Source organism: Roseibium sp. RKSG952, from assembly GCF_009711355.1.
Genome location: NZ_SMMF01000943.1, coordinates 31,504 through 47,323 on the forward strand (window position 1 = coordinate 31,504; position 15,820 = coordinate 47,323).

Annotated in this window: 12 protein-coding genes; 7 read left to right on the plus strand and 5 right to left on the minus strand. The window is 57.8% G+C overall.

Features of this window, described 5'->3' with window-relative positions; genetic code table 11:
- Positions 1–53: 53 nt before the first annotated feature.
- From hemH to E1297_RS29280, 3 genes are all read left to right on the plus strand, one after another.
- On the plus strand, positions 54–1,085 hold the full coding sequence (hemH, locus tag E1297_RS29270) for a ferrochelatase (RefSeq protein ID WP_209016067.1): 1,032 nt from the start codon (positions 54–56) through the stop codon (positions 1,083–1,085).
- 138 nt (positions 1,086–1,223) lie between these two features.
- Positions 1,224–2,222 carry an SPFH domain-containing protein gene (locus E1297_RS29275; RefSeq protein ID WP_155144499.1) on the plus strand — a complete coding sequence of 333 codons (999 nt, stop codon included), beginning with the start codon at positions 1,224–1,226 and terminating at the stop codon, positions 2,220–2,222.
- Between the two features lie 2 nt (positions 2,223–2,224).
- Positions 2,225–2,677: an NfeD family protein gene (locus E1297_RS29280; protein WP_155144500.1), complete on the plus strand. Its 453-nt coding sequence runs from the start codon at positions 2,225–2,227 to the stop codon at positions 2,675–2,677.
- Positions 2,678–2,692: 15 nt separating this feature from the next.
- Here E1297_RS29280 and E1297_RS29285 read toward each other — a convergent pair whose 3' ends face one another.
- The 3 genes from E1297_RS29285 to E1297_RS29295 form a co-directional block, all read right to left on the minus strand.
- The gene (locus tag E1297_RS29285; RefSeq protein ID WP_155144502.1) at positions 2,693–3,544 is read right to left on the minus strand and encodes a flagellar motor protein MotB; all 852 of its coding nucleotides are present in this window, start codon (positions 3,542–3,544) and stop codon (positions 2,693–2,695) included.
- 83 nt (positions 3,545–3,627) lie between these two features.
- The gene (locus tag E1297_RS29290) at positions 3,628–4,395 is read right to left on the minus strand and encodes a motility protein A (RefSeq protein ID WP_155144504.1); all 768 of its coding nucleotides are present in this window, start codon (positions 4,393–4,395) and stop codon (positions 3,628–3,630) included.
- 154 nt (positions 4,396–4,549) lie between these two features.
- Positions 4,550–5,563, minus strand: a complete 1,014-nt coding sequence (locus E1297_RS29295; RefSeq protein ID WP_155144506.1) for an SIS domain-containing protein — start codon at positions 5,561–5,563, stop codon at positions 4,550–4,552.
- A gap of 206 nt (positions 5,564–5,769) precedes the next feature.
- Between E1297_RS29295 and E1297_RS50855 the strand changes: the two genes are divergently transcribed.
- The 3 genes from E1297_RS50855 to E1297_RS29305 all read left to right on the plus strand — a co-directional run bounded on the left by E1297_RS50855 (position 5,770) and on the right by E1297_RS29305 (position 8,609).
- Positions 5,770–5,892 (plus strand): hypothetical protein, encoded by a 123-nt coding sequence (locus E1297_RS50855; RefSeq protein WP_256372790.1) that lies wholly within the window; start codon positions 5,770–5,772, stop codon positions 5,890–5,892.
- A 272-nt stretch (positions 5,893–6,164) separates the two neighbouring features.
- Positions 6,165–7,424 (plus strand): lytic murein transglycosylase, encoded by a 1,260-nt coding sequence (locus tag E1297_RS29300; RefSeq protein WP_244327931.1) that lies wholly within the window; start codon positions 6,165–6,167, stop codon positions 7,422–7,424.
- Positions 7,425–7,508: 84 nt separating this feature from the next.
- Positions 7,509–8,609, plus strand: coding sequence for a DUF459 domain-containing protein (locus tag E1297_RS29305; protein WP_155144508.1), 1,101 nt, complete (start codon positions 7,509–7,511; stop codon positions 8,607–8,609).
- 48 nt (positions 8,610–8,657) lie between these two features.
- Here the strand turns inward: E1297_RS29305 and E1297_RS29310 are convergent, their stop codons facing one another.
- The gene (locus E1297_RS29310) at positions 8,658–10,088 is read right to left on the minus strand and encodes a glutamate synthase subunit beta (protein WP_155144510.1); all 1,431 of its coding nucleotides are present in this window, start codon (positions 10,086–10,088) and stop codon (positions 8,658–8,660) included.
- 87 nt (positions 10,089–10,175) lie between these two features.
- The gene (gene gltB / locus E1297_RS29315) at positions 10,176–14,912 is read right to left on the minus strand and encodes a glutamate synthase large subunit (protein ID WP_155144512.1); all 4,737 of its coding nucleotides are present in this window, start codon (positions 14,910–14,912) and stop codon (positions 10,176–10,178) included.
- Positions 14,913–15,518: 606 nt separating this feature from the next.
- Between gltB and E1297_RS29320 the strand changes: the two genes are divergently transcribed.
- Complete coding sequence (locus E1297_RS29320; RefSeq protein WP_155144514.1) at positions 15,519–15,818, plus strand: DUF2282 domain-containing protein; 300 nt, start codon at positions 15,519–15,521, stop codon at positions 15,816–15,818.
- Positions 15,819–15,820 lie beyond the last annotated feature (2 nt).

Genomic DNA, 15,820 nt, shown 5'->3' on the forward strand with positions numbered 1-15,820 from the left:
TGACCATGAACGTCCAGCCAACCGCCCCGCTTTCCGCCGATCCGGACCTGGAGATGCGGGATGTGCACCTTCCCGACGGCCACCCTAAAGTGAAAACGGGCAAGGTCGGGGTTCTGCTGGTCAATCTCGGCACCCCGGACGCAACAACCTACTGGCCAATGCGGCGCTATTTGCGCGAATTCCTGTCAGACAAACGGGTGATCGAATGGCCGAAAGCCGTCTGGTATCCGATTTTGTACGGGATCGTTCTGATGACCCGGCCCGGAAAATCCGGCAAGGCTTACGAGGAAATCTGGAACAATGAGCTGAACGAGTCGCCCCTGCGCACCATTACACGCAGCCAGTCGGACAAGCTGGCCGGCATGATGGGCACAAGCGACGGCAAACTGCATGTCGATTGGGCGATGCGGTACGGCAATCCGTCGATCCGCTCGCGTCTGGAAGCGCTCAGGGAGCAGGGGTGCGACCGGATTCTGGTGTTTCCGCTCTACCCGCAATATTCGGCAACCACAACCGCGACCGTCAACGACGAAGTATGCAAAGCCCTTCTCGACATGCGGTGGCAGCCTGCGATCCGCACGGTGCCGCCCTATCACGACGATCCGGTCTATGTGAAGGCTCTCGCTGAATCGGTCAAACGGCATCTCGACACGCTGGACTTCCAGCCGGATGTCGTCCTGACGTCCTACCACGGCATTCCGCAGTCCTATTTCCGGCGCGGCGACCCTTACCACTGTCATTGCCACAAGACCACGCGCCTTATGCGGGACGTACTTGGCTGGGATAAGGAAAAGCTTCAGACGACCTTCCAGTCGCGTTTTGGCCCCGAGGAATGGCTGCAACCCTACACTGACAAAACGGTAGAACAGATGGCCAAGGATGGCGTCAAAAAAATCGCCGTCATGAACCCCGGCTTTGTCTCGGATTGCCTTGAGACGCTCGAAGAGATCGCTGGCGAAGCTGGTGAGATTTTCGAGGAAAACGGCGGTGAGCACTTCACCCATATCCCTTGTCTCAACGATAGCGACCTCGGAATGAAGGTGATCGATCACATTGTCCGGCGGGAACTGTCGGGCTGGATCTAGAAGTTGGATCTCGGATGGGTTGTAAAAGGGGCGCAAGGCGCTCCTTTTTTGTATGAAGGCGCATACTAAATCTGGTGTGTACACCCAAGGCGCGGCATACTCCCGTCCCGTCCGGGTGGCTAATTGCGGAGACTTTTCATGCCCTTGAACCTACACGCTTCGGATATCGTGATTCTTGTTCTGCTGGTGCTGGTGATCCTCGTGATCATATCCGGGGTCAAGACCGTACCCCAGGGATTTAATTATACGATCGAGCGCTTTGGGCGGTTTCGCAAGACGCTGACACCAGGTCTGAATTTCATCATTCCCTTTGTCGATCGTGTCGGACACAAGATGAACATGATGGAGCAGGTGCTCGACGTGCCCTCCCAGGAGATCATCACGCGCGACAATGCGACCGTGACGGTCGACGGCGTGACATTCTATCAGGTTCTTGATGCTGCCCGGTCTGCCTATGAGGTCATGGGTCTGCAAAATGCGCTTTTGAACCTCACCATGACCAACATCCGCTCCGTGATGGGGTCTATGGATCTGGACATGCTGTTGTCCCATCGGGACGAGATCAACGCGCGGATCCTGAAGGTTGTCGATGCGGCGGCCGAGCCCTGGGGCATCAAGATCACGCGCATCGAAATCAAGGACATCAACCCGCCGCGCGATCTCGTGGACGCGATGGCGCGCCAGATGAAGGCCGAGCGTGACAAACGCGCGGCGATCCTCGACGCGGAAGGGCGCCGTCAGGCCGAAATCCTACAGGCGGAAGGTCAGAAACAGGCCCAGATCCTGGAAGCGGAAGGCCGCCGGGAGGCTGCCTATCGCGACGCGGAAGCGCGTGAACGTCAGGCGGAAGCCGAAGCCAAGGCGACCCAGATGGTGAGTGAGGCGATCGCGCATGGCGACGTGCAGGCGATCAACTATTTTGTCGCCAGCAAATATGTCGAGGCCTTCAAGGAATTGGCGACGTCAAGAAACCAGAAGACCCTGATCCTTCCGATGGAGGCGTCGTCTCTGCTTGGCAGTCTGGCGGGGATCGGCGAGATCGCGAAGGAAACCTTTGGCGAAGGTTCGGTCAAGCAAGACCGGACAGGCTCCGGTGTACCGGTGACAAATACCCCACGCAATGATCGCCAGGATTGATCATGGTGCTGCGACTCATAAACGAGCTTGGCCCATGGAGTTGGTGGATCCTTGGACTGTTGCTGCTGGCGCTTGAGGTTCTTGCGCCGGGAACGATCTTTTTGTGGTTCGGTATTTCGGCCATTCTGGTTGGCGCGGTTGCCCTGTTCGTGGACTTGTCCTGGCAGACAGAGGTTATCATTTTTCTGGTTCTGGCAATCACCAGCCTGATTGTCGGGCGCAGATGGGTGCGCAAAGCTGCGAAAAAGGGAGGCGATCCGGCCCTGAACCGGCGGGGAAGCCGTTATGTAGGACGGGAATTTGTACTGGCGGCCCCGATTTCGCAAGGCGAAGGCAAGCTCTCCATAGACGATACGGTCTGGCGGATCACCGGTCCGGATGCGCCAGCCGGAACACGGGTGACGGTGATCCGTGTCGACGGTGTCAAGCTGGTAGTCGAACTGGCGGCAAAGTGAGTTAGGTGACCCTGATCAGGGCCGGTGCCCCGGCGGAATTGGCGGGTCCTCCGCTTTCAGGAGAATTTCGATCCGCCGGTTTGACGCGAGATAGGGATCATTCGGGAAGAGCGGCTCGGTGTCCGCCTTGCCGACAACGGCAAAGAACTGGTTGCCGGGCACACCGTATTCGGTCAGCACCTGCCGTGCACTGTTGGCCCGTTCGCTCGACAGATCCCAATTCGTATAGCCCGGATTGATGCTTTGCCGCCCGGCCGTTGTATGGCCGGTAATCTCGATCCGGTTCGGCATTTGCGACAGGATGGGCGCCATCTTTGCAATCAGACGCCGCGTGGTCTCGTAGGGATACTTGGATCCCTCACGAAACATCGACCGGCCATCCTGATCCACCAGCATGATGTTTAGACCGTCTTCGGTTTCTTCCAGAATGATATTGGTCGAAAGCTCCGTGATCTCTGGCATTTCCTGCCAAGCCTGCCGGAGTGATGCCGCAGCTGTTGCGAATTGGCGCGGTTTTTCGATGTCCGCCTCGGAGGCCTCATGCGTGTTGGCTTCTGGTCCCTGATTGCGTTGCTTGTCGTGGCGCTCGGCGGAAAAGTCGGAATCCAGTTCCTGAGGAACCTGGCTGATATCCTTCATGTATTTGCGGATCGGAATGCCTTCGACTTCAATAATCCCGGTTTTTCGGGAGGTGTCCTTGACCCCGAACGCTTCGCGCATCGAGCCGGCAACGACCTGCAGTTTTTCCTTGTCCTGGATCGAAAAGGAAATGATCAGTACGAAAAAGCACACAAGAAGAGACATGAGATCCGCGAATGTCACGAGCCATGCGGGCGCTCCTCTATCCTGCGGCTTTTTTCGTGCCATGTTTAATTATCCTGTTGCCGAAAGCTGGAAACGGTTCTCTTGTCGGTCTTGGCTTCCACGCCCTATTCGCATCGCTTGCGCGTTTATGCTGCGTCTTCGAACTCGGACCTGTGGTTCTCCGGCAGATATGCCACCAGCATTTCCTTGATAAGGGCAGGGCTTTTGGATTCCCGGATCTGCATCACGCCATCAATGATCAGGGTCTGGTTCAGTTCATCGGCGTCGAATTTGGCATCAAGCTTGTCAACCAAAGGCAAGAAGACGACGTTCGCCAAAAGTGCTCCGTAAAGTGTTGTCAGAAGCGCTACTGCCATGGATGGACCTATTGCGGCCGGGTCGTCCATGTTGGCCAGCATCTGGACCAGTCCGATCAGCGTGCCGATCATTCCGAAGGCCGGTGCCGAGTCGCCCAGAGCCTTGAACACCCTTCGTCCTTCGGACAGGCGCGACAACTGCAGGTCGCGCTCGCGCTCCATTGATTCGCGGATAAACGCCTGCTCATAGCCATCTGCGATGTACTGCACGCCTTTGGCAAGGACCGGATCGGAGACATCGACGTTTTCCAGGCCGAGCGGTCCGGTTTTGCGGACAATCTCGCCAAGATGCGCAATTTCCGCGATCAGATCTCTGGGAGTAGTGCTTTTTCCTGCCAGCGCAACCCTGGACCCGGTCTTGAACGCCGTCGTGATGTCGGAAAGCTGAAACCGCACCAAAGTCGCAGCAGACGCACCTCCGAACACGATCAGAACGGCTGGCAAATCAATGAATTGCGCAAAACTGCCGCCGATAAAGACTGCCGTGATCACAATCACGAACGCGCCGATAATCCCAATAAGCGTCGCAATATCCATACCGCACACCAGCTAGCTTGTCCGGAGATGTCCGGCCAGACCTGAGCATTGTAAAAGGGCTGAAACTAATCAAACCCTAACCGCACATCCAAAACCTGCGGTTTAGGGTTCAAAATTAACAGTTCCTTAGAGCCGGAGTAAAGGTGTTTGCGGGTTATGCGGCACCTATCCGAAGCAAGTCGTGCAAATGGATGATCCCGATTGGCCGGTTGTCCTCCACGACGAAAACCGACGTGATCTGGGTCGCGTTGACAAGCTCCAGAATGGCTGCCGAAAACATGTCTTCGGAGACGGCTTTCGGGTCTTTGGTCATGATCTCACCGACCGTCATTTCCAGAAAATTGGTTGAGATATGGCGGCGCAGGTCGCCATCTGTAATCACGCCGATCAAACGGTTCAGCTCGTCCGTAACCCCCAAAGCACCAAAGCCTTTTTGTGTCATCAGAACAAGGCCGTCCCGCATCGGAGTGTTCGCATGTGCCAAGGGCAAGGAAGTGCCGGAATGCATGATATCTTTTGCGGTTTTCAAGCTTGCGCCCAATCGCCCGCCGGGATGAAAGGTGCGGAAATCCTGAGCGGTGAAACCGCGCGATTCTAAAAGCGCTATCGCCAAGGCATCGCCAATTGCGAGCTGCACAATGGCAGAGGTCGTCGGTGCCAAACCATGAGGACAGGCCTCGGTCACGTTGGGCAATTTCAAAACAACATCGGATGCCTTGCCGAGGGTACTGTCCGCCCGCGATGTGATCGCGATCAACGGAACCTTGAAGCGCCGGGTATAGGCCACGATCCCGGCAAGTTCTTGTGTTTCACCGGACCAAGACAGGGCAATTACAACGTCTTCCTCAGTGATCATCCCGAGATCACCGTGGTTCGCTTCACTGGCATGCACAAAATTGGCCGGTGTCCCGGTCGAAGCGAGTGTCGCGGCCAGCTTGGTACCAATGTGACCACTCTTGCCGATGCCGGATATAATCACCCGGCCAGTGATCTTGGAGATAAGCTCGACGGCTTGGACAAATGGACCAGACAAACCGTCTTTGAGCGCAGCTCGCAGGGCACTCAATCCCGCGACTTCCGTTTCCAATGTCCGTTCAGCTGATACCAGACTCTGAAATTCGCGCGTCATTTCATACTCACGCTGCTCAACTGCAAAGGGATCTACCATCCGAACGTCTCTCTGAAATCAATTTAAATCATCTAATCCAGTCTCTACGCCCGGCATGCTTTTGTATCAAGTGTCGAGACAATGCAGGCTGTTGTATTTTCGGGGGAGTGTGGCTTTGGCAACATGGTCAGAAACCGTTGGTTAACGATGTTTTGCGAGGCTGGCCGGAGGCGACGAGATGTCTAAAGGTTGCTGACGGACCAAGAATGCTACAGGTGTTGCACATTGCCAATGTCGATTTTGGAGTGTTGTGCCTTGAGGCTGATGCTGCGGAAACTCTGGCCCTGAACACTCGGAACGGAGGTCTGATAGGCAACAAGCTCGACTGACCGGAAAATGCTCAAGTTGGAAATGATTGCGCCGACATTGCAGGAACTAGTCCCCTTGATTTGCTCTTGCAAAAAGAACGCGTAATTTGAGACGCAGTATACCGTCCGAACTGTTGGCAGTGCAGAATTAAATTGCGGCTACACGTCCATCACATTCGAAGCCGGATTCAGGAGACGGCATTGAGTTTTGTCATGATTTCGCCGCTGAAAACTGACAAAAGCCGATCACATCTTGCGTCGGCTTCACATCAATGGGCAGCAGGAGGCCTTGGATGAAGAGTTGTGAGGTATCAGGTCAAATGCCCCGAAAAGATGCGCGCGTTTCAGCTTTGGCGCGCGGCCTTCGTATCGCGGTCATTCTCGCCTGTGGTGTGGGAGCATTCGCCGAAAACGCTTTTGCCGATCCAAGATTCGACCGGTTTGTCGCTGACTTCTGGCCGACAGCGCGGTCTGCGGGAATTTCAAGTCAAACTTATAATCACGTATTCTCGGGAATGGAGCCTGACAGCGATACTTTGCGGCTGATGAACAAGCAGTCGGAGTTCGTCAAGCCGATCTGGGAATACCTCGAATCTGCTGTTTCCGATACGCGGGTGGAACGTGGCCGCGAGCTTCTGGTCGAATATGACCGCGCTCTGAGAAACATCGAGGCGCGATATGGAGTTGATCGTGAGGCGGTCCTCGCAATCTGGGGCATGGAGACCAATTATGGTGGCTTCATGGGGCGTCACAACGTAATCCAGGCGCTGGCAACGCTGGCATATGCAGCTCCCCGCCGTCAGGAGTTCTGGCGGCGTGAATTGGTTACCGCCTTGTCCATCGTACAGGCTGGGCATGTGCGTTTTGAAGACATGGAAGGTTCCTGGGCCGGGGCCATGGGACATACCCAATTCATGCCATCAAGCTGGAAGGCCTATGCGGCGGATTATGATGGCGACGGCCGGCGCGACATTTGGACTTCAGTGGAAGATGCGCTTGCCTCCACAGCATACTATTTGAAAAAGCACGGATGGCAGACTGGCAAAACGTGGGGCTACGAAGTGAGCCTCCCCGCCGGGTTTGATTTTACCCTTGCCGATGACGACACCACATTGACATTGGCAGAGTGGCGGCGGCGCGGCATTACCCGCGCCAATGGCGCAGGGTTTCCACGTCCCGATGACCGGGCTGTTCTTGTCATGCCAGCAGGGGTCAACGGTCCCGCATTCTTGATGTTGCGGAATTTTTACGTGATCAAGCGATATAACAATGCGACCGCCTATGCGTTGGCCGTTGGGCATCTTGCAGACCGTATCATTGGCGGCGGACCGCTGGCGTCCGACTGGTCACGCGAACACTTGCCGCTCAATCGCTCGGAAACAGCGGAATTGCAGCAAGCTCTCAACCGGCGGGGGTTCAATGTCGGAGACGTCGATGGCAGGGTCGGTCCGGCAACCCGGCGAGGCATCCGGGCCTATCAGCGCGCGCGTGGATTAATCCCGGACGGCTATCCTTCGGTCGTATTGCTGGCCAAAATCAGACGCGACAGCTAAACTGTACCTGGATTTCAGCAGTGTCCGGGTTGGGTTGTGAAAAGAGTGCTTCGGAAACTGGCGTCATTTGCCGTTGCGGTTTGCATGACCGCTGCGGTCGTTCTTGTTGCGCCAGCTCTGATCGCCAGCCCGGCGGAGGCACAAGGGGTCGGAGAACGCCTTCAACGGATAAATCCTTTCAGGCCGATTATAAAGATGCTCACGCGGGAACCGCGACGGGTTGAACGGCGCATTCCGGCTCAGCAAAGGCCGGCACGCAGTTCCGCGCCGCGTGCGGAGCGGCGCGTTTCCACTGCGCCACCCGTTTTTGTGGAAGTGCCCAAGGACGAGAATGCCGGTGTCATCCTTGTTGTCGGAGATCGAATGGCACGTGGGCTGGAAGCCGGGTTGCGCTACGATTTTTCTGACCAGCCAAACGTCCGGACAGACCCGCTCACCGAAGATGAACAGGGCTTTGCCGGCGCCGAACCGGCCGACTGGATCGCCAAGACACTGGCTCGCATTCGCGGAGCGGATGTCAAGGCTGTTGTCGTGATGATCGGGCGGGCAGATCTGGACAAACCGTTTCCCGGAGATCCGGAAATCGGCTATGCGTCCGCCGGTTGGTTTTCCGAATATGAACGCAAGCTTGAAAATCTGGTCCGGGCGATCCGCCGGGAGCGGTTGCCTGTGGTCCTTGTGGGCATGCCACCAACAGGAGCCGATCGGGTCAATCTGGTTTTCGAGAAGCTGAATGTTTTGAGCGAGCTTCAGACATCGGATTCCCGGGTTCGTTATATTGATATCTGGGATGTCTTTTTAGACGATGAAAGCGGATACAGTTCCTTCGGGCCGGATGTTGACGGCAAGCGCACCCGGCTCAGAACAAAAAACCAGATTGATTTTTCCTGGGCGGGATATCGGAAGGTCGCCTTTTTTGTCGAGCGCGAGTTGTCCAGGCTTTTGGGAGGCTACGGAGGTCTTGCGTTCGAAGGCATCGAAGATGATCCCGACTTTATCGTCTTGACCGGACGCACGTCATCTCCGGAAGTCGAGCTTCTCGGCGCCGACCTACAAACACCAGATGCGGACCGGGAAACGCTTGGCTACAAGTTTCTGATCGAAGGGCAGCCCTTGCCCCAGGTGCCCGGCCGGGTCGATAACGCGATCCGTCTCCCTGGCGAGCCATTGCCGTCCGGCTTGTGAAAAAGGCGGCTTGCGCCGCCTTTGCCTGTTCCAGAATTGTGGCTGTCTTCAGCGCGGCAAGTTGGTGGAACCCATCAGGAATTCATCAACTGCACGTGCGGCTTGCCGGCCTTCGCGAATGGCCCACACAACAAGGGACTGTCCGCGGCGCACGTCTCCGGCTGCAAACACCTTGTCGATGCTGGTCTTGTAGTTTTCAGTGTCGGCCTTGACGTTTGTCCGGCCATCGAGTTCGAGCTTGCCATCGGCCTGCGCGATATACGTCTCCAGCAACGGCCCTGAAAAGCCGATGGCCGCCAGCACCAGATCTGCGCGCAAGATAAACTCCGTCCCCTCGATCGGGCGGCGGTTTTCGTCCACGCGGGCGCATTTGACGCCTGTGACGTGACCGTCTTCCCCGACGAGGGCAAGCGTTGCTGCGGAGAACTCGCGTTCGGCCCCTTCTGCCTGAGAGGAGGATGTGCGGAACTTGGTTGGCCAATAGGGCCAGATCGTCAGCTTGTCTTCCTTGACAGGAGGGATCGGACGGATATCGAGCTGGGTGACCGACAAGGCCCCCTGACGGAATGATGTGCCCACGCAGTCGGAAGCCGTATCACCGCCGCCGATAACAACCACATGCTTGCCGCCAGCCCAGATTGGTGCAGCGTCGCCTTCGGGTTCTCCGCCAACACGGCGGTTTTGCTGGACGAGATAGTCCATGGCCCAGTGGCAGCCTTCCAGTTCCATGCCGCCGACACCCGGATCGCGGGGGCGTTCGGCACCGGCGCACAGGATCACCGCATCATGGCGTTCTGCCAATTCATCAAGCGATACGTTTACGCCGACATTCACCCCGTAGTGGAAGGTGACGCCTTCCGCCTCAAGCTGGACGACACGCCGGTCGATATAGTGCTTTTCCATCTTGAAGTCCGGAATGCCGTAGCGCAGCAGGCCGCCCGCCTTGGGTTCGCGCTCGTACAGGTGGACGGTATGACCAGCCCGGGCAAGCTGTTGCGCCGCCGCCATACCGGCGGGACCTGCACCGATGATTGCGACTGCCTTGCCGGTTTTCGTTGCTGACGGTTCAGGGACGATCCAGCCTTCCTTGAAGCCCTTATCGGCGATGGCCTGCTCAATGCTTTTGATGTTCACCGGCACATCTTCAAGGTTGAGCGTGCAGGCCTCTTCACACGGTGCCGGGCAGATCCGCCCGGTAAACTCCGGGAAATTGTTGGTCGAATGCAGGTTCTGCAGCGCCAGATCCCAGTCGCCCTGATAGACCAGATCATTCCAGTCCGGGATCTGGTTGTTGACCGGGCAGCCGGTTGGGCCGTGGCAGAAGGGGATGCCGCAATCCATGCAGCGGGCGGCCTGATTGGCCACCTCGCCATCGTTCAAGGGAATCGTGAACTCCCGGAAGTGGCGGATGCGGTCGGACGCCGGCTGATATTTTTGCTCCTGGCGGTCAATTTCCAAAAAACCGGTAACCTTGCCCAAGGTAACCTCCTCAATTCTTAATCCTCAGGTCGGCTGCAATCCGGCGGCGGGCGCCGGAGAGCCGTGCGTGCTGTCGTCGTTTCTGAGTTACTCGGCCGCGACCATGCCAAGGCGCTGCTCTTCCATTTCGCGCAAGGCCCGCCTGTATTCAAGCGGCATCACCTTGACAAATTTCGGCCGGTAACTTGCCCAATTGTCCAGGATCTCCTGAGCGCGCGTGGAGCTCGTCAGTTTGACATGGTTGGACAGCAACCTGCGCAAGCGTTCATCGTCATGTCTGGTCATGTCCGCCGACACGTCAACCCGGCCCTTGTGTTCAATGTCGCCGCCATGGTGATGAAGCTCCTCAAGGAGATCATCTTCCTCACTGACGGGTTCAAGGTCGACCATGGCAAGGTTGCATCGGCTGCCAAAACTGCCGTCTTCGTCCAGAACATAAGCGATGCCGCCCGACATGCCTGCGGCGAAGTTCCGGCCGGTCTGGCCGATCACGACAACCACGCCGCCGGTCATGTATTCGCAGCCATGATCGCCAACGCCTTCGACAACCGCCATTGCTCCGGAGTTTCGAACCGCGAACCGCTCGCCGGCAACACCGCGGAAGTAGCATTCGCCTTCCGTCGCGCCGTACAGAACCGTGTTTCCGACGATGATCGAATTTTCGGGAACGATCCGGGCGTTTTCAGGAGGCCGCACGATCAGCCGCCCGCCTGACAGGCCCTTGCCGACATAGTCATTGGCATCGCCCTGCAGGTTGAAGGTCACCCCTCTGCCGACAAACGCACCGAAGGCCTGACCGGCTGTTCCCTTGAGATTGATTGTCAGAGTGTCAATCGGAAGAGCCTTTTGGCCGTAGCGCTTGGCGATCTCTCCCGACAGCATGGCACCGACCGAGCGATCCACGGAACAGATCGTTTCTTCGATCACGGTCGGTTCCTTGTGATCCAGAGCAGGAGCCGCCGCCGCGATCAGACGCCTGTCGAGGATATCGTCAATCGGGTGTTGCTGGCGTTCGGTCCAGCGGATTTCTTCCGGATTTGCATCCGGCTTGAAGAAGATCCGGGAGAAGTCGAGACCCTTCGCCTTCCAGTGGGCAATCGCCGCGTTCTTGTCGAGGAACTCGGAGCGGCCGATGATCTCGTCGAGCCTGGAAACCCCGAGTGCGGCCATCAGTTCGCGCAGCTCTTCGGCCACAAAGAAGAAGTAGTTGACCACATGCTCCGGAGTACCCTTGAAGCGCTTGCGCAGGACCGGATCCTGGGTCGCGATGCCGACCGGGCAGGTGTTGAGATGGCATTTGCGCATCATCAGGCAGCCTGCGGCAATCAGCGGCGCCGTGGAGAAGCCGAACTCGTCCGCCCCCAGAAGCGCGCCGACCAGAACGTCGCGGCCCGTGCGCAGACCACCATCGACCTGAAGCGCCACGCGGGAACGCAAGCCGTTCAAGACCAGTGTCTGCTGGGTTTCGGCCAGGCCGATTTCCCAAGGGCTGCCAGCATGCTTGATCGAGGTCAGCGGCGAAGCGCCTGTGCCGCCGTCATAGCCGGAAACGGTGATGTGATCCGCACGTGCCTTGGCAACGCCGGCCGCAACGGTGCCGACGCCGATTTCGGAGACGAGCTTGACCGAAATATCGGCTGCCGGATTGACGTTCTTCAGGTCGTAGATCAGCTGTGCCAGATCCTCGATCGAATAGATGTCATGGTGCGGTGGCGGCGAGATCAGGCCGACGCCTGGTGTCGAGTGACGAACCTTGGCAATCACCGCATCGACCTTGTGGCCGGGCAGCTGACCGCCCTCGCCGGGCTTGGCACCCTGGGCGACCTTGATCTGGATCATGTCGGAATTGACAAGGTATTCGGTCGTCACGCCGAACCGGCCCGAAGCCACCTGCTTGATCGAGGAGCGGGCCGGGTTCGAGGAGCCATCCGGCAGCGGATTGAACCGCTCCAGTTCCTCGCCGCCTTCACCGGTGTTGGACTTGCCGCCGATCCGGTTCATGGCAATCGCCAGCGTGGTATGGGCCTCGCGCGAGATGGATCCGAACGACATGGCCCCGGTGACAAAGCGCTTGACGATGTCTTCGGCGGGCTCAACCTCGGAAAGATCAATTGGCGCGCGGCCAAGTTCTTCCGCGCTTTTCAGCCGGAACATGCCCCGGATCGCATAGCGGCCACTTTCCTCGTTCACGAGTTTGGAAAACTCGCGATAGGTATCGGGCAGCTTGGAGCGGACAGCATGCTGAAGCACGGCGATGGAGTCCGGGGTCCACATGTGGCTTTCGCCCCGGATCCGGTAAGCATAGTCGCCACCAATGTCGAGCGAGCGGCGCAGGATCGCTGCATCTCCGAAAGCGGCCCGGTGACGCTCAACCGTTTCGAGGGACACTTCTTCAAGCCCGATTCCCTCGATCTGGGTGCCGGTGCCGAAGAAGTACTGGTTGACGAATTCGGTCGACAGACCCACCGCATCGAAGATCTGTGCGCCGCAATAGGACTGGTAGGTCGAGATGCCCATCTTGGACATGACCTTCAGGATCCCCTTGTCGATCGACTTGATGTAGCGGGCGACCACTTCTTCGGCTACGACCTGCTCGGGGAAGTCCATTTCCTCATGGAGCGACATCAGGGTTTCGAAGGCGAGATAGGGGTTGATCGCTTCGGCACCGTAGCCTGCCAGCACACAGAAGTGATGAACTTCGCGTGCTTCCCCGGTTTCAACGACAAGACCAACCGATGTCCTGAGCCCCTTGCGGATCAGGTGATGGTGAACCGCAGCCGTTGCCAGAAGTGCGGGGATCGCAATCCGGGTCCGGTTGATCAGCCGGTCGGACAGGATGATGATGTTGTATCCGTCCAGAACAGCCTTTTCCGCCTTGGCAGACAATTCAGCAAGCGCGGATTCCATGCCATCCGCACCGCGATCAGCGGAATAGGTGATGTCGAGCGTCTTGGCCGAGAACTGGTTGTCTGCGATGTCGCCGATTGCCCGGATCTTTTCCAGATCATCATTGGTCAGGATCGGCTGACGGACCTCGAGACGCTTGCGTGTCGAAAGCCCCTTCAGGTCAAACAGGTTCGGCCGTGGTCCGATGAAGGACACGAGGCTCATGACCAGTTCCTCGCGGATCGGATCGATCGGCGGGTTGGTCACCTGTGCGAAGTTCTGCTTGAAATAGGTGTAAAGCAGCTTCGACTTGTCGGAGAGCGCGGAGATCGGGGTGTCTGTTCCCATCGATCCGATGGCTTCCTGACCGATGGTGGCCATCGGCTGCATCAGGAGCTTGATGTCTTCCTGCGTGTAGCCAAAGGCCTGCTGGCGGTCGAGCAGGGCCTCGCCTGCAACCGGCGCACGGCCGCGCACCGCCGGCATGTCCTCAAGCACGATCTGCGAACGGTGCAGCCAGTCCTTGTAAGGGTTTGCCGTCGACAGCTGGCGCTTGATCTCGTCATCGGAAACGATGCGGCCCTCTTCCATGTCGATCAGCAGCATGCGGCCCGGCTGCAGACGCCACTTCTGGACGATCTGTTCTTCCTTGACCGGCAAGACGCCGACTTCCGAAGACATGATCACGTAGCCTTCGTCGGTCACGATATAACGCGCGGGGCGCAGACCGTTGCGGTCGAGCGTTGCGCCGATCTGGCGGCCATCGGTAAAGGCCACGGCGGCAGGGCCGTCCCACGGCTCCATCAGGGCTGCATGATACTCGTAGAAGGCGCGGCGGTTGTCATCCATCAGCGGGTTGCCGGCCCAGGCTTCCGGGATCAGCATCATCGCCGCATGGGCCAGCGAGTAACCGCCCATGGTGAGGAATTCCAGCGCATTGTCGAAACAGGCCGTATCGGACTGTCCTTCATAGGAAATCGGCCAAAGCTTGGAGATATCGTCTCCGATCAGCGCCGAGGACACCGACGCCTGACGCGCTGCCATCCAGTTTACATTGCCACGCAGCGTGTTGATCTCGCCATTATGCGCGACCATACGATAGGGGTGCGACAGGTCCCAGGACGGGAATGTGTTGGTGGAGAACCGCTGGTGTACCAGGGCAAGTGCCGAGGTGAACAGCTCGTCTTTCAGGTCATTATAATAGGCACCGAGCTGATAGGCGAGGAACATGCCCTTGTACACAATGGTGCGGCTCGACATCGAAACGATATAAAAGCCATGGTCGACGGCATCGGTTTCGGCGCGAACAGTGTTCGAAATCACCTTGCGCAGCACATAGAGGCGGCGTTCGAACGCGTCCTGATCTTCAGTCTCGGCCCTCTTGATAAAGACCTGTTTGGAAACCGGTTCGGTGGCAGCGATGTCCGGGGCTTTCGACAGGCTCGAATTGTCGACCGGTACGTCGCGCCATCCGATCAGCGACTGGTTTTCCTGGGAAATCACACGTTCGACAATCTCGAGGCACTTGGCCCGCAGGTCGCCGGACTGGGGCAGGAACAGGAACCCGACCCCGTAGTGCCCGGATTCCGGCAGCGTTACGCCTTGTTGGGACAGCTGACCGGCAAAGAAGTCGTGGGGGATTTGTACCAGCATCCCCGCACCATCGCCCATCAGCGGGTCGGCTCCAACAGCGCCCCGGTGGGTAAGGTTTTCAAGGATTTGCAGGCCGTCGGCAACAACACGATGAGACTTCTCGCCCTTCATGTGCGCAATAAAGCCGACGCCGCAGGCATCATGTTCCTTGGACGGGTTATAGAGCCCGTTTTCAGTGGCAGCGTTACGTCGTTTGGCAAGAGCTGTCGGCAATACGGCCGTTTTGTCCGTATTCAATGCCCCGGCCTGCAATGCGGTGCTGGTCGTCAGCTCTGTCATATTCATAAGCGCCCTCATAGTTCCCACTGATTGCCTCGGTTTGGGCGGTCGGGTTGCGTTCGGGTCGCATCTCGTCAGAGATGCGGCTCGTGCGACGACCCTGGCCTCAAGCCTCGGCTCTGTCGAAGTTTTCAGCGGATCTGTCCAAACCGGTGATCCGCTTTGTTGCCGCAGCAGGTAATCCGGCCGGATACCGCTGCCTCCCCAAGGCTGCCGTTCAAGATCCTCCCTGGCTGCCCCGTTTCACTGTTCTCGCCACCCGTGATCTGTTCTTGTTGTCCGGGCGGTAAAGGGACAGTGATCCTGTCCTATTCCGAGTGGCGCGACCATGCCAGATTTGGAAACCATGGGCAAGAGCGATTATCCACCGGCGAATTATAAATGTTTCATCCGGAGAGTGACAATCGGTCTTTATGGTTCGTTTGACCTTACGTTTTGCAACAATCTTTCACGTGTGACGTTGAGGTCAACCGGGCCTCGCGTTTTGGTCACATGCGTTTGATTTCACATTGAACTTCCAACTGATCATTTTCGGAATGTGGTCCGGCGCCCGAAAGCGTCACGCCACCAAGTCGAATATAGGAACTTATCCAAGGTAGAGGAGTGGAAAAAATGAAGCATAAGGCTATGTCCGCCGCCATTGTTGCCGGTGCTGTGGCAACGGCTGTTGCCGGTTTGACAGCTTCAACAGCAGCAAACGCGCAAGCCAAGGAAAAATGCTATGGCGTCTCCCTGAAAGGCCAGAATGACTGCAAGGCTGGTGCGGGAACGACATGCGCTGGCACGTCCACGGTCGATTATCAGGGCAATGCTTGGACACTTGTTCCTAAAGGCACTTGCACGGCCATGGCATTGCCGGGAGACCGCAAGGGTTCCCTGACCGAACTGAACCGCGACCTGCCGGAAGCCTGATC

Bases quoted from the DNA above. Each gene is read 5' to 3' on its own strand.
- E1297_RS29285 (WP_155144502.1), bottom strand. From the start codon at position 3,544: ATGGCACGAAAAAAGCCGCAGGATAGAGGAGCGCCCGCATGGCTCGTG.
- E1297_RS29295 (WP_155144506.1), bottom strand. From the start codon at position 5,563: ATGGTAGATCCCTTTGCAGTTGAGCAGCGTGAGTATGAAATGACGCGC.
- hemH (WP_209016067.1), top strand. From the start codon at position 54: ATGCGGGATGTGCACCTTCCCGACGGCCACCCTAAAGTGAAAACGGGC.
- E1297_RS29280 (WP_155144500.1), top strand. From the start codon at position 2,225: ATGGTGCTGCGACTCATAAACGAGCTTGGCCCATGGAGTTGGTGGATC.
- E1297_RS29275 (WP_155144499.1), top strand. From the start codon at position 1,224: ATGCCCTTGAACCTACACGCTTCGGATATCGTGATTCTTGTTCTGCTG.
- E1297_RS29320 (WP_155144514.1), top strand. From the start codon at position 15,519: ATGAAGCATAAGGCTATGTCCGCCGCCATTGTTGCCGGTGCTGTGGCA.
- E1297_RS29300 (WP_244327931.1), top strand. From the start codon at position 6,165: ATGAAGAGTTGTGAGGTATCAGGTCAAATGCCCCGAAAAGATGCGCGC.
- E1297_RS29305 (WP_155144508.1), top strand. From the start codon at position 7,509: ATGACCGCTGCGGTCGTTCTTGTTGCGCCAGCTCTGATCGCCAGCCCG.
- E1297_RS29290 (WP_155144504.1), bottom strand. From the start codon at position 4,395: ATGGATATTGCGACGCTTATTGGGATTATCGGCGCGTTCGTGATTGTG.
- E1297_RS50855 (WP_256372790.1), top strand. From the start codon at position 5,770: ATGCTACAGGTGTTGCACATTGCCAATGTCGATTTTGGAGTGTTGTGC.
- gltB (WP_155144512.1), bottom strand. From the start codon at position 14,912: ATGAATATGACAGAGCTGACGACCAGCACCGCATTGCAGGCCGGGGCA.